The following is a 15,040-nucleotide window of genomic DNA, read 5'->3' as shown; positions in this document are numbered from 1 at the left end:
GGGGCCGAGAACCCCTAGAAGTGGGGGCGCGTGTGACGAGCGCCGTCCGGCGCGGGGAGCCCGCCCGTGAACGCGAAGCGCCGGACGGTATCCGGCGCTTGGTTCGTGCGAACGAAGATGTTGTAGAGCCAATACACGGCTACTCGAATAAATCGGCGCTCCTCCCGCCACCTCTGATGGAACTGCAGAAATTAGCTGATCTGACGCCTAATTTTGCCGCGTCCGCGACGCCGGTCGAGCAGGTGAGTCGATCGCTTCGCCGGCGTCTCGAACCGGTCCTGGTCAAGCAAATCGCCGCCGAGTACGAGTCGGGCGCAACGACCCCGAGTCTGTGTGCGACCTACGGTCTGTCGAAGACCGGCATTCTTCGCTTGCTTCGAGACGAGGGGGTAGCGCTACGGCGTAGACCGCTCACCGACGATCAGGTCCAGGTCGCACGAGCGATGTACGAGCACGGCCATCCAATCGCCACAATCGCGTCTCACCTCGACACCAGCTACAACAACGTGCGACAGCGTCTGATCAGAGAGGGAGTTCAACTGCGCACACGCGGCTGTAGGTATCAGTGAACTGCCCGCGGCGACGCACGTTGCTCCCCTGGATTGCCGCGAACGTCAGCCTTCTGGGCGCATCTTGTTCAGGATGTCGGGATCGTGGAGTTCCTGGAGCCAGATGTCGCGCACACGATTGGCACTGCGACGGTTGGGCACTTGGACGATGACCGCTTCGGCTTCGGAGTCGTACAGCACCGACTGACGAAGGGCGCGCGAGCCATGCACCTCCACCGCACGCCGCAGGACGCGTTCTACATCCTCGGTGGAGGGGAGATCGCCCTCGTCCGGACCGAGAGCTGCGGCGAGGTGGTTCCACTCGTCGAAAGTGACTTCGTAGCCGCCACCCTCCCAGATCTCCGAGACACGGACGATATCCGCGGGCTTCGACACGGGACTCACCGACCAGGTGAGCCCCGATTCCTTGGCCCTACGGACGAGCTCGGGATCCAGGTCAGGGGTGCCCCATGCGTGCAGACTGCTCTGATCGAGGTCGAGCAGCTGTTCCGGCTCCGCCAGTTTGGTGACGAAGGCCATCTGCAGCTCTCTGAGGGAGGGCAGCCGACTCAGACCTTCGACACCCGTCACGCGCTTACAGAGCCGCAAGGACAGATGTTCCAGCGAGGTGAATCCCGCGAAGGTGTTCAGGTCGACGTGACGTGCTCGCTCGACCTGAAGGTTACGCAGTCCACTCGAGTTCTCGAGAATCTTCGCGTCGAAGCGGGCGACGTCGAAGACGGCGTATGCCACGGCCGGTCCCGTGCGGACGCCATCGGGCAAGCTTTCGCCCATGTACCGGAGATCCTCCAGACGCGGAAGCCCGAATCCACCGAGGAACGCGCTCTGACCGGTGACGAGCTTCCGAAGCTGAGTCAAGTGGGAGATATCGATGACGCCTTCAACCCCGAGAAACGGTGTCATCAGGCACCTCAGCGACGAGGCCTCCTCAATCCGTTCGAGGTGGCCCGTCTGTTCAGCCGTCGGAGAGCACATCAGGGCGGTGATGTACCGGATATCAGAACCGAGCCACTCAAGATCGAAGCACGACCCCCACGCGACCCCCACGCCCATTCGCGCCGCGAGCCGCACCTCTTCGAGCGACGGAGAGCCCTTGGGGGTCCACCCCTCCGGGAGGCTCATCAGGATCCCCCCGAAATCCTGACTGGGAAGCTCAAACGGATCCCAGAGGAGCTCGATCACGCTGTCCGGAAGACCGCGCAGCCGCGAAACCAGGGACTCCAGCGAGAACGTCTCATCGTCGGCAGGAATGTTCATCGCAGCATCATCCTGAGCACGCCGCCACCCCCGGCAAAATGTCTCCTCGCATGAGCGCCATCCCCCCACCAAGTGGAACACTGGGCATTCTTCAGCTGGAGACCCAGGATGATCACGTAGCCCAGAGCTGTCCGGCCGTTTTTCACGGGGCTTGCCCTGTTCAGACTATCCTGTGCGAAATCCTTCTGATAGCTGATCGCCGCCTGTTCCGCGCTGAGAAGCTGCCTATTGGTCGCGGTCGGCAGCGTCGAATATCGGATGCTGCTCACGGTCTTATTCGCACATCGGCCGAACTCTTAGGTCCCACTAATTGAGTAACGGTATTTGCCGCCCCCTCAGGGGCCACATCGCGCGCCGACTTCGGGCGACTGTGGATGCTGTGGGTAGTCCATCTACGTGATTGACGCGGAGATCGAGCCAGCCAAGATCGAAGAACCAACTCTAGAGCGCCCGACACCCACCGGAGCCGCCGGCCGCACCCACTCCAGTGAGGGCAAACCGTCTGTTGTCCATCTATCACAGATGGGATCTTTCTCCGTTAATCAGCGGTAGATCTATTTTGTGCAATAGCACGGTCAACCCAACCGGCAAGCCCGGCCGAATTGAGTTGGAACCGTCTACTTTAGTCGATCGATTCAGCAGCATCTGCCTCCCGTCGCCCCTTTTCGCGCCGCGACCGAATCCACTCGCCGATGATGAGGATGAGGATGAGAGGAAGCGAAAGAGTCCACAGCCAGTAGAAATCGCCAAAAAGATGATTGAAGGTTAAGAGGAACGAAGATAAGCCCAAACAAGCAAACCAAAAGAATGCGCGCCTCTTGGAAAAGCTAGCGAAGAAGCTTTTGTAGTCCTGGCTCAAAAGAAACGCCATCCTCTCGTTAGCGATCGTACTGCGCCTCCAAGGGCACTGCCCGCAGATCTGGCCGCGCCCATAAAAGACCCAACAGCAGATCTCAATGCACTCACGGCACTACTCATAATCGCTTGCCTCGTCTGTTGCATCGGCACACCGAGAGCTCCGCGGATCGGAGCCCCCAATACGTATTTTACGGCCTCCCCCGCAGTTGTCCTGTGACCCATTGCTCGATCCAGCGCAAAGTGAGGAACAACATTCGTCAAGAGCCCGAATGCAGCCCCAGCGGCGATGACACAGCCCACCCCTACAGTTCCCGCGCAGACAGCCGCGGTTGCGGCCACGGTCAGCACCCCGGCCGCAATGTTGATGGCTACATGCCCAAGCTCCCGTCTGTTGTCCCAGACCCACTTGGCCGCGGCACCAAAAGCCTGACCGGCGAATCCGGCCGCGTCTTCCCACCACGCTCGACCGCTGAGGTCATTGCGACTGATGGGATCGGTGGGCCATACGTAGTCATTGTCGACGCCGCCCTCGACCGGATCCACCTGCAGAAACCGGCCAAGCGCGGGCACGTACAGTCGCGCGCCCATCTCGATCAGAAGACTGGTTCCCGCGGTTTCCGTCAACTTCTGAGCGGACTCGTGCCATCCGGTGGTGTCGCTGACCATGCCCGAGTTGTCCGCATCAGCGGTACCGATAGCCAAGCTCCCTGACGCAAGGGGCTGACCGAATGGGTCGTACAGCCGCACCCCGGTATTAGCGCTGCCGTCACTAGTAGTCAGCGTGTGGCCCTGGAGGGATGGGTAGGACCACGTCGCTGCGCCAGTCGCGGGCACATCGACACTCACTCCACCCGGTAGCGAGATCGTGCGAACCGGCATGCCCGAAGCCGGCACCGATGCCCAGGGTGTGTCGCTGTCACCTGTGTAGACGTAGCGGGTCGTAGTCGCTGGCGTCGACCCGGCCGGGTCCATCGTGCGTGACACGATACGGCCTATTGCGTCCCGCACCACTGCAACCGTTGTACCGTCTGCATATGTCGTCCCAACGTGGGCATTGAACGCGTCGTACCTGAATGTCATGTCAGCGAGGCGACTCGTGTTCCCCCGAACGTCATATGCGATGTCGCTAGCAGCGAGTCCGTCGGTCACTGTCGTCGCACTGGGCGACGCGCCAGTTACGACGGTGGAAAGTAACCGGTCCGCCCAGTCGTAGCAGTACTGCGTCGTCGTGGTAGCCGGGGTGCTAGCTCCTGGTGCTGTATACGCGTCGATGTACCCGGTCCGGTTGCCGGACAAACCGGCGGCGGTGTTGGGGCCGCAGCCCCCGCTGGATGCGAACTGGTAGGTCAGTTCGTGGCCTGGGATCGCGGCGTTGATGAGTCGCCCGGCAGAGTCGTACCCATATGTGGAGGTATAGCTCGCAGTTCCGTCCACAATCTTCTCCTGCACGATTCGGCCGGCCGTGGACCGCGTCACCGAGTCCGTGATCACCGAGGATCCGGGGAACGTCCAGGTGTTCTTTTGTACCGTCCCCCGCTTGACATCCCAAGTGACATCGAGGGTGGCACCGCCACCGTAGATGACTTGACTGATCCGTTGGTTCGTGTCGTATGTGGGTACGGCGTAGACCTGCCCGGCGCTCTTGACCTGCGTGATCTTCCCGTCGAGGTCGTAGGTGTACTCCGTGTCCGTGCTGGGAATGCCGGTCGCTGCCGTCGAGACCTTCAGTAGACGTCCCGTCAGTGCCTCGTAAGTGGGAGTGGTGACGGTTCCCCAGACGTCGGTGTAGGAGGTGGTGCGGCCGAGCAGGTCGGTCTTGGTCGTGATCATCGAATTCGTCGAGCCCGCAATCGTGGGTCCGGTGACGGCGACGGAAAGTCCGGTCGCGTTGGCAGTGTAAGTGGTGTTCACCGTGGTCGGCGAGACACCGGTGGCGCCGGCAGTAACCTGTTTGGTTACGCGGCCGCGGGCGTCGTAGGTGGTGCAGGACCAGGCGGTGTCCCCGTCAACTTTCGTGCCGGCGAGGCGTCCCATTACGTCGTAGAAGTAGTACGTAGTTGTGGGAGTTCCGGAGGTCGGCGTTGGGCCGGTGACGGATTTGAGCTTGCCGAACTGGGGAGTCCCGGCGGGGACGCCGCAGTTCGCGGTGCTCCACGTTCCGGTGTCGCTGAAGTACGTGCGGGTCGTGCTGTTTGCGTCTGTCGGACCGACCGCCGAGGCGGCGGGAAGCGAGCGTCGGAGTTGGCGGAGCCAGCCCGTGCCGTTGAGCGTCTCGTAGGTTGCGGTGGTCTTCAGGTTCAGCCCGCTCGGGTCGACGGCGGTTTGGGTTGGCTGGCCGACGATGGGGTCTTGGTACGTGGTCGTGGTGGTGACGGTAGGAGCGATAGCGCCAGAGACCGAGGTCGCATCATCGGCCTGGGACCTAGTGACGAGGCCGTAGTCGGGTCGTAGCTGGCTGCCGGGGATGATCTGGAATCCGCTCGCTCCGGGCAGCTTCCACTGCAGGTCAACGCGCGCGCCGACAGCGCTTTCGTAATACTCCACGCGGACACGTCGTACTTCACCAGCGGCGACTTGGAAAGACGCGCTGTCCGCATCCGTCGGTGACTGATCGACCCATCGATCGATCATCAGGACGTCGTTAAGCCAGACCCTTACACCGTCGTCGCTGTAAGTGCGGAGCTGGTAGGTGCCGGCCTGAGCAAAGGTGACCAGTCCTGTCGCGCGGAGCGAGAAGTTGTCGGCCGAGATCGTGCCGGGTATGGGCGATGCCTCTCCCCAGTCCTTCTGGAACGCCCCGTCGGGACCGCCCACGCCTAGCGCGTACGCCTCGGGCTTGCCGGACAGCTTCCGGGTGTTGCTGTAGTAGGCGACCTGGAGGCCGCGCAGTCCCTCGTCGTACACGGTCGAGGCCTTCGCGGGTGTGATCCCGCACGCGCTGACACTCTCCGCATTGGCAACGGGGCGTCGTTCGGAACCGAAGCACGCCGCGGGTGCCGCCGCGTACGCTTCTACCGCCCGGTCCACGGTGTCATAGATGCGGGTTGAGACCAGCCCGGTGGCATCGGTGCTAGAGAGGACGAGGTCTTTTGCCGGATCCCAGGCCTGAGTCGTTCGGACTCCCATTGCGCTGACGCGAGCGGTCTGCCGCCACGCGGCGTCGTACTCCGCCCATTGGACGGCATCAGTGAGTCCGGCGATCGTTATAGAGGTGCGCCCGCTTTCGTACCCGTAGGTGCGGGAGGGTCGGGTGCTTTGTGAGATTCCGTCGGGTGCGGGGAGTGTGACCGTGGCCACCTTGTCTCCCGTGTAGGTGATGCGGGTGGATGCGGCGTCGTTGGTGCCGGAGGCGATATCGACGGGGATGCTGTCGTTTGCGGTGGCGTCGCGGATTTGCTTGAGCCACCCGTTGGACTGGTAGCCGAACATGGTGCGTTCGTTGCCCGGGTCCAGGATCAGGGCGAGCTGACCCGCGGTGTTGTAGAACAGCTGCGTGTTCGTCCCGTCGGGGTAGGCGATCTTGCACAGCATGTCCACCGGAGTCGTGGCGTACCCGGTCGCGGACTGCGTCGGGCAGGCCTGCTGGCTACCGTCTTGGTAGGTGAAGGTGATCTGGCGGAGGTAGCTGCTGCCGCTCTTGGACACTGGGTCCACGATCTGGGCGGCCACACCGTTCGCGTTCAGAATCGTCTGCGGCGCGGCGGCCTTGCGGACATCCTCCGGCGGAGTGGCCGAAGACACCCGTCCCTCCTTGGTGAATTGATAGACGGTGCCGTCTTCGTCGGTGAACACCACGAGTCCGCTGCCGTCGAGGCTGGCCACACCGTATTCACCGGACGGGGCCTGGTATCCGCCGCCGGAGACCTTGAGGTAGGTGTGGGCACGGCCGGTGACGTCGGTGAGGATGATCGAGGAATCGGTGATCTGTGCGGACACCCAGTTGGAGCTCGCACCCGCGATCGGGGCGGACGCACCCCAGCCCTCGGGGAGTGTCTGTACTTTCTTGGTGAACCAGTTCGGCGGGACGACGTACTCCGCGCCGTCGACCCGGACCCACATCTCAGCGACGGCGGTTCCGTTGTTCTCGAAGTACTCGAACCGGACCGGCATCGCGTTGCCACCGAATTGGCGCGCGGGACCCCATGTTTTCGTGGGTGAGGAGAGGGCCCAGTTGTCGACGAGCTTCTCCCCGTTGACCCAGAGGCGCGCGCCGTCGTCTTGACGGAGCCCGAACTGCACCTGCTTGCCGACGAATGCGGGCGGGACGGTAATGAACCCGGTCCACCTGCCCATGAAGTAGTCCGCTGGCAGCGCATCCGCGGGCGCACGGGTTCCCCAGTCGAAATACACCCCCGGATCCGTCCGCACCAACACCGGGACCTTGCCAGTGAGATCGAAACTGCTCGGAGCACCGCTGCTCACGCGGGCATCGAAGTACTCCCCAGTCAGGCCACGGTTCGCTCCCGGCACCTCCTGGGAGTTGTAGGTGAACGACATCCCCATCGGGCCGCCGAGTGCATCGACGGTGGGCGAGGCGAACGACACCGTCGCGTTCCCGTTGGCGAGGTTCGTTGTCACCGGCCCCGCGGTATCGAACGGCGACGGGCCGGAAGATCCCAACCGCAAGTCGGCGCGGAACCGTTTGACCCACGGGTTAAACCAGTTCGTGTCCGCCCCATCACGGGTAGCGACCTTCCAGCTGTACACCCCGCCGTCCTGCAACGCACCCACCGGGACGGTCCACTTCACCTTCCCGTCCGCCCCAGGCGCGATCCACCCCGACGCGGTCACCGCACCCGACTTACCATCCGAACCCGTCGCGATCTTGAACTGATACGTCATCGACCCCCCAACCGAATCCGTGTCCGCGACATGGTCGACCTGCAGCGTCGGCGTAAGCGTCGTCACCGCTGGGACAGCCTCCGTCTGCAACGCGCCCGGCGTCGCCGAACCCACCGGGGGCATCGGAACCTGGTTGGTGGTGAACTTCACCACACTCGAGTACTTATCCGTCAATTGCCCGAGGTGACCGTTCGTGTCGTCAACGACACGGGCCCGCCAGTAGTAGTCCGTGCCCGGACGCAGCACACCCTCGGGGATCTGGACACTCGTGCCCGTCTGCCACGAATTCGTGAAGACAAAGTTGCTCATGCCCGGGTCAGTGGCGATCTCGAACGCATAGGTCTGGGGACGGTTACCGGGATTGGACGCCCCGAGTGTGAGCACCGGTGCCACGCTCACACCCTTGGCACCATTCGCGGGAGAACTCGTCCACACCGACGGGTAGCCCCAGTAGCTGATCCACATGCTGACATCGAGGCTCTTGAACGAATATGAACCGTCCTCGTTGCCGCCGACCAACCACGCGGGGCGACCGCCCTCACGGAATCGGTTGATCAGACGCTCCGCCAGACCTGTGCCGTCGGTATCCACCCATCCGGTGCCGACGTTGTAGCCCGTTATGTGTGACGACCGACACTCGTACCCAAGGCAGCTCGCTTCGTGCACCCACCCCTGTTGATTCGTCGTAGTACCCTCACCGGCATAGCCGAGGCTTAGCTGCGCGCCAGCGATGAACTGGCCCGGAATGTCGCCGTAATCGACACCAACTACCGACCGCCAATACACGTTGGAATTACCCTGACGCGTGTTTCCGACATACAGAGCGTTGTTCTGCACCACGCCATCGGACTTGTACGCCGTCGAACCCGTGATTGCGAATCCCGGATCGATGATGACCGGGTACACCCGCTGCGGGTCGGTAAGCCACTGGTATGAAACCTGTAGCCCATATCGCCACGTACCGTCCGAAGACTTCGTCAGCCGCGGAGTCGGCGCAATCGAAACCGGCTCCCGCTGGCCCTGCTCCCCCGAGGAATCAAACGCTACCGGCGCCGGAATCAGCAACACCGTCTTGCCTGAGTCGTCCGACAACGCGACCGAGCCGTCCTCGCTCAGAGCCGGCGTCAACGAGCCCGGATCAAGCCGCCACACCCAGGCGTTCGTCGTCGGCAGCGTCTTCAGGACCAGGTTCTCCTTGATCCCACCGGACTGCACCTCGTACTCCAGGTCGATCCCCGGCTTAACGTCCCGGTAGGTCAGTTCGGTGTGGTCGTCCCAGAACCAAAACGGCGCCGCCACATCCCCCTCCACCGCGCCGATCAGCGACATCGACACGTCGTGCCCGTCCCGGGACACCGACAAAGCATCCGTATCCGCCGCGGAGGGGGCGAACGCGGGGTGGAGCGGGTGATCATCGACCTTCCACCCGTCGTCTGCGGACGACAGGTCGGTGTTGATCTCCTTCCACCCGTCCTCGGTCTCGACGTTCTGCGGTCCCGGGGTGAGGTACTTCGCCAACCCACCATCGGGCGTCCGGTACGTCGTCGAATCCTCCGTCCGTGAGACCACCTCGAGGTTGTCGTGATCGATCTCGCTCGACCCGAACGATGTCGTTACGGGCGCGGCAGGCGCGACCGTCGAGACAGGCTCCGGAGCGACTTCCTCCGTCGGCGCATCGAAGGACCCCTCCGGCACGGAAGCCACCACCTCAGAGGCCTCACCAGCCGGGAGTGCCGGCTGGTCGCTCACCTCGGCCGGGGGCTCCGACACCGGCACCTCAGCCGCCTGCGCAGGAACCCCCACACCCACGAGAAGCGCGAAAATCGCGACCGCCGAAACCCAAAAAATGCGCGCGCGACTCAGCAACACGTACCCCCGACTAGCTCGCCCGAACCGAGCGACAAGAACCTGGCCCCCAGGTGATGCTCACCCTACACATAGAAATGTTTCAGCAAAGTCACGATGGTTAGCCGAGAAGCGCAGAGCCAGTCCGCCAACCGCAACGGAGCGCTCGCCAGACACCACATGCCAGACGACGCCGGAGAAACGACCGCAGATCACCACTATGGACATGCCTGCTTGACGCTGCCGTGACGGTCAAGCGGCTGGCGAACTCGGGGCAGTGAGGACATGCACGAGCATCGAGTTCGGGACACAGAAGCGGTCCGCCGGAGGCACAATTGTTCGAGTAAGACCAGAGTCCCATACCGGAAGTAGAGCCAGTACACCACTACTCGAACAAATCGGTACTCCTCCCGCCACCCCTGGTAGAACTGCGGAAGATAGCGGGTGTCGCCGGAACTTTGTCACCCACGACCACACCCAGCGAACAGGCGGCGCGATCGCTTCGCCGGCGCCTCGAACCGGCTCAGATCAAGCGGATCGTCGCTGACTACGAGTCCGGCGCGACGACGCCGAGTCTCTGTCAGACCTACGGGCTCTCCAAGACTGGTGTCTTGCGCTTGCTTCGAGACGAGGGGGTAGCGCTACGGCGCAGGCCGCTGACCCACGAGCAGGTCGAGATGGCAGGGATGCTGTACCAGCACGGCCAGTCAATCATGGCCATCGCAACCCGCCTGGACACCAGCTACAACAACGTCCGGCAGCGCCTCGTCAAAGAGGGAGTGCAGTTACGCCTACGCGGCGGTAGCTACCGGTAACCGGATTGTCGCCCGCCGCCTCCTTCTCTTCTTCGTTTCGAACACGCTCGAGCAATGCGCGCTGCGCCTTCTCGCAGCAGCACGACAGCAGCTGTGCCAGGAAGACAATCGTCAAGGCTCTGCGCCACACGGCGACGCCTCTCACGTGCTACCCGAACTCGGGCGCCAGCGGCATTCGGCCTGAAGTTGATCATCTGAGCGCTGACGTCCAATCGCCTGGCCGCCGTCTCGACCGTCCATCGTCCTCGCGCAATCGCCATCGCGGCCTCTTCGGGGACGAAGAGGCAACCGCTCAGCTAGGAAGCCTCGTCTTCGATGTCCTGGTTCCAGATTCGGCAGCCACTGTCGTCCAGGGCTGGGGTAGGCGGGTGACCGAGAAGGCCGTAGCTAACCCGTCGCCTCATCCGGCGGAGTATTCTGCATCGGACAAGAGGCCTGAGGAGCGTTCACGCCATGGCAAAAGCGATCTGCGCAAGGGCCCGTGGACGTAACATCCATGACCAGACAGTTCTCCGTCTGGTTGGGGCCGCGGGCGGATGGTGCGAACGGCCAGACTGCCCAACAGGATCACTCTGGTACGAACTCCCCCACGGTGGCGCGGTGAAGCTCGCGGAGGTTGCCCACATTGTGGCAGCGAGCGATGCCGGCCCACGTGGGGACGAGAACCTGTCTGACGAAGACCTGACGAGCTTCTCAAATCTCATACTCTTGTGTCCGAATTGCCACACGATCGTGGATCGGTCCCCTGACGACTTCCCGACGGAGCTACTCGTCCAGTGGAAGAGAGGACATGAACGCCGCCTTCGCGGGATGCTGGGAGCCCAACAGTTCACCACTCGAGAGGAAGCTCACGCCGCGCTCCTTAGACTCCTGGCACAGAATGAGGCCATCTGGATGACATATGGCCCTGATTCCCCTGCCGCGGCTATACCGGAGTCAGCAGACACATGGCTGAGGCAGGTTTCTGAGGTAATAATCCCAAACAACGCGCGAATTTCCGCCATGCTCGAAGCTAATTCTCACCTACTGCAAACCAGCGAACACGTCGAGGTCGCCCTCTTCGACACTCATCGCAGGGCGCTCGAGGAGCGCCATCTGGGAATTGACGTCGGTGTCACAGCACCAAGATTCCCTGCAGGACTTGCGACCGTGTTTGACAATCCCGATTCATGAGAGCGATGGTTGAAACTTGCCCGAGCACGGATACTACGAGAAGCGACCCCGCCCCGAGCAGATGGTCTTCCTCGTCGAGAAACTGTCCACCAATCCAGTCGTGGAGGAAGTCTTCCAGATTGACGAACACCATATCATCCTGAATCGCGGCAATAAGACAGAACTTCGAATCTATCTATCAAATAAGTACATACTGTCAGTTGCCGACGTCATCGAGATCATGAAAGCGTCGCCACAAATCAATTGCATCGTTTCTACAATGAACTACAACCAATATTCTCCGGAGGCGAAAGCATACTGTCGAGAAAGACAAGTCGGTCTTTTCAAGTCGGTCGAATTGCTTGGTGCGGTCTATCATGATGGTGAGAAATTCCTTGACTACATGCCACCTAGACGCCGCTGATCAAATTCTCCGTACGATCACACCGCCGCTGTATATCGTGGGGCTATTCGGATCCTCGCTTCGGTGTACCGGGGCAGGCGAGTGCATATCCCGCGCTTCTGACCTGGATCTGCTGCTCTGCCACCCTCCCGGTTTGGAAGAGGAGGCTCTCACGATTCGGCGGGAAGCATATAGCCGACTCCAAGACCTCGCCCTCCTTCCGGACATCACCATCCTCTCGGATGGGGAGATTCTCTCCACGGGGTTTTGGGAGTCAGAACGAGTCACGGCCCTCCGCGCCCACGTTGCACGCTGTTCCGCGAGGTCGTCGTCGCCTCCCGCTAACTGGGCACCTCACGACTGAAGCGGTCGCCGAGGGCGGAACTGGCATCCGTGTCGCCAGGTTCACAACGCCAGGCCCTCGTTCCCTGGACTGCCACTCAGCACAACCCCCGTCAGGCGTGTCTGTTCCAGCGATGTGGAGCCGCCGCCGCGCGGAGGCCCAGACAAGAACAGTTCATATCCCGCCGCCTCGTTCGGTGGCCCTGACTCACTCGTGGGGCCGGTTTCTTCACGCCCTTCCTCCGGCGGCCGGTACGTCTCATCTCTCAATTCACGCGCTTGGCAGACCGAACACGAAGCAGCAACACTCAAAGCCGTTCTCAGGTTGGCCCTTAGTATTCGAAGGTGACTGTGTTCGCGAGCGCCACGGAGGCCACGACAGGCACTCCGCTCGTCCGCGGCTCGTCTTCGCGCAAGACAGCGCTCATGGAGGCCTTTCAAGAGGGCATCATGCTCGCAGTCATCGCTGCTGCAGGCTGCACCGCAAGCCGCTACACCGTTGATGACGGCATTGACCTCCAAGTGACCCACAAGGTGAACGGTGTGAAGGTTCCGCTGGACGTTCAGTTGAAGGCGACCTCCGCAGGCTGGAACGCCTCGGGCACCGCGATATCCATTTCGCTGTCGCGCGCTCGCTATGACGAGATGCGTTCCACCTCGCCCGGAATGGATTCCATCCTCGTTGTGCTCGACATGCCCTCCGACCAGGCGCAATGGTCGCGCGTGCACCCGCCATACAGTCTGATGCGGCACGCGCTGTATTGGCGGTCCCTCCGGGGCATGCCCGAGCACCCCGGGAACACCAAATCCGTGTCAGTGTCGGTGCCCCGCACTAGCGTCTTCGATGACGAAATTCTGTGCCAGATCATGGCCAGGCTGAGGGCAGGTGGGATGCCATGAGTGACGGTGAAGTGCAGCCTCGCGTCCTCCGCAACGCGCTCAAGCGCCTGGGTTGGCAATCCACCGGAACCTTCCGTGACCGTATCGAATACTGGGAGCCGGCCACCCGCGAGCTTCGGGGTCCGATTCAGGAAGTAGTGCTACCGCTCCGCGACGACCTCTCCGACAGTGCCCTCCTGGTACATCGAGCCTTGCTTGCGCTGCACAGCGAGTACGGGCAGGAGTTCGATCAGGTAGTGCAGATGGTCGAAGCAATGGTGAGCCGGCAGCTTGATGAGGTGCTAAGCCGCCGCGAGACAGGGAACAAGTCTGGCGTCATTGCGTGGAAGGACGGTGACAGCATGGTGGAAGGCACGCGGGGCCTGCTCGTCGCCGCCGCCAAGGCAACCAGTCATTCGCGGCGACGATTCCTGAACAACGACACGGCGATAGCCGAAGCGTTCCTGGACAAATGCCTGATGGGCCAGACGCAGATCGGCAGTTACGTCGTGACAGCGCTCACCCCTGCCCACGGGAAGTTCAGCACGTCCGCCCCCGAAGCGAAGGAAGCGGCCAAAGCCCCTGCTTACGCCGGCCGCACCATAACGAGCACTCTGCAGACGGCTCTTGGCGCCGTCGTGGAGTCAGTACATGAGGTCCGGCACGGCGGTTCGGTCGAAGCTTTCGACACGCACGTCACCGACGGGGTGTCTCTCGAGCTCCTCAAAGCGTTGGCAAAGATTGTGGGCGACGCAGAGGCCAGTGTGGCAGTTCATTACAACAACGACGATGTGCTGGACGTGCCCGAGCTTGATCAACACGGGGCATCCTTCGAATTCGTCCCGCCCGACGCAATCGTCCTAGCGGACGCCGTACGGCACTTCGAGAGCGCCCCTGAACCCAAGCTCGTGGCAATCTCGGGCGAAGTGGTGCAGCTTCACCGTGTCTCTTCCAAGCCAGACCGCACCATCCAGCTGTCCGCGCGGGTGAACGGTGTGCCTCGCGTCGTCCAGGTGTCACTGACTCCAGAGCAATACGAACTCGCCCTAGAAGCTCACGCGCGTGAAGTTCAGCTCTCGGTCACGGGCGAGATGGAACAGCGGGCGCGGAACAGCACGATTCCGGTCGCGACGTACGTTAAGGCTGAGGACGTCCCAGTGAAGCGCGCGAATCTCGCGAATGAATCTCCACTTCCGTTCTTCACCGACCTGGGGTCAGCCGAATAGAGCCGATGCTCAAAGTTCTTCCCTGGATAAGCGGACCGCGTCCAGGGCGAGGTCAGAGTGTGACAGGTTAGCGCCTGCGCCTCGACCGCATCGGCTTACTCGGGCGCTCGATGGGGGTACCGTTGCCGACGACGTGCCACCATCCGCAGTAAGGGCAGCGCATCGCGGTTGCCCCTTTCCACACGCCGGCCGCGATCGTGCGCGCCTCGGCCTCGGTCTCAATCGGAGCGCGGGTAGTCGGACAGCGAATGCCTCTCATGAAGGCGACAGTAGCGCGGGGTTGCGACATTACTAGGCGATCGCCCGACGACACCTCATGCGAGTGTTACGGCGAACTGAAGCGCCCTGGGTTTGTTGGACGCTCCTAACCTTGGAAACGAGGATGGAGTTTATGGTGCCGAATCAGGTATCCGGGAAGCCGGCGGTTTCGCGACGTCCGCAAGCCGGTGGGTCCGCGATGTCGTGGGTGACACCTAAGATTCCGACATGACCGACTCGCTCTTGCGATCACTTCGGGACCGCGCCCTCGACGAGACCGAGCCCCTTGCCGGGCTGCTACGCAAGTGTCTGCTGCTCGGCGCCGAGACCGGCTCGAGCGCGCTACGAGACTGGGCTCGACTGGAACTCAACGGCTACACGGACAAATCCACAATTCCCGACTATCGGAAGCTGCCGGGCGTCCCGATCACTGTCGACTCGATCAGCGGGAACACGTGGACAAAGGGCCAAATAATCACACGCTGGCAGCTGCCCCAAGGGAGCCTGACCCGGTTTCTCGGACACCAATGTTGAGGCGATGATCGTCTCGGAAGGAGTCCGTGAGATGCCTGCTGCCCACCCGCCGGAGTTTCG

9 protein-coding genes are annotated in these 15,040 nt (G+C 62.4%); 6 read left to right on the top strand and 3 right to left on the bottom strand.

Features of this window, described 5'->3' with window-relative positions; translation table 11 throughout:
• Nucleotides 1-32: 32 nt before the first annotated feature.
• A complete protein-coding gene (locus BW982_RS17925) occupies nt 33-569 on the top strand; it encodes a helix-turn-helix domain-containing protein (protein ID WP_139327483.1) in 537 nt (178 codons plus the stop codon).
• Between the two features lie 45 nt (nt 570-614).
• Here BW982_RS17925 and BW982_RS14355 read toward each other — a convergent pair whose 3' ends face one another.
• The 3 genes from BW982_RS14355 to BW982_RS14345 form a co-directional block, all read right to left on the bottom strand.
• On the bottom strand, nt 615-1,826 hold the full coding sequence (locus tag BW982_RS14355; protein WP_076494400.1) for a hypothetical protein: 1,212 nt from the start codon (nt 1,824-1,826) through the stop codon (nt 615-617).
• Nucleotides 1,823-2,095, bottom strand: a complete 273-nt coding sequence (locus BW982_RS17920; protein ID WP_139327482.1) for a hypothetical protein — start codon at nt 2,093-2,095, stop codon at nt 1,823-1,825. Before BW982_RS17920 ends, BW982_RS14355 begins: the two co-directional genes overlap by 4 nt.
• Nucleotides 2,096-2,681: 586 nt before the next feature.
• Complete coding sequence (locus BW982_RS14345) at nt 2,682-9,395, bottom strand: PA14 domain-containing protein (protein WP_076494397.1); 6,714 nt, start codon at nt 9,393-9,395, stop codon at nt 2,682-2,684.
• A gap of 1,391 nt (nt 9,396-10,786) precedes the next feature.
• On the opposite strand from BW982_RS14345, the gene BW982_RS17915 reads away from it, so the two are divergent.
• The 5 genes from BW982_RS17915 (at nt 10,787) to BW982_RS17905 (ending at nt 14,980) form a co-directional block, all read left to right on the top strand.
• A complete protein-coding gene (locus BW982_RS17915; protein WP_175611119.1) occupies nt 10,787-11,359 on the top strand; it encodes an HNH endonuclease in 573 nt (190 codons plus the stop codon).
• 16 nt (nt 11,360-11,375) lie between these two features.
• Nucleotides 11,376-11,762, top strand: coding sequence for a hypothetical protein (locus BW982_RS17910; RefSeq protein WP_139327480.1), 387 nt, complete (start codon nt 11,376-11,378; stop codon nt 11,760-11,762).
• Between the two features lie 666 nt (nt 11,763-12,428).
• Complete coding sequence (locus BW982_RS14330) at nt 12,429-12,983, top strand: DUF4365 domain-containing protein (protein ID WP_139327479.1); 555 nt, start codon at nt 12,429-12,431, stop codon at nt 12,981-12,983.
• Nucleotides 12,980-14,188: a hypothetical protein gene (locus BW982_RS14325; RefSeq protein WP_139327478.1), complete on the top strand. Its 1,209-nt coding sequence runs from the start codon at nt 12,980-12,982 to the stop codon at nt 14,186-14,188. Before BW982_RS14330 ends, BW982_RS14325 begins: the two co-directional genes overlap by 4 nt.
• 486 nt (nt 14,189-14,674) lie before the next feature.
• Entirely contained in the window at nt 14,675-14,980 is a 306-nt protein-coding gene (locus BW982_RS17905; protein WP_139327477.1) for an AbiTii domain-containing protein, read from the top strand.
• Nucleotides 14,981-15,040 lie beyond the last annotated feature (60 nt).

The sequence above is a fragment of the Microbacterium sp. RURRCA19A genome (genome assembly GCF_900156455.1).
GTDB lineage: Bacteria > Actinomycetota > Actinomycetes > Actinomycetales > Microbacteriaceae > Microbacterium.
This window is presented reverse-complemented; position numbering and strand designations above follow the sequence as displayed.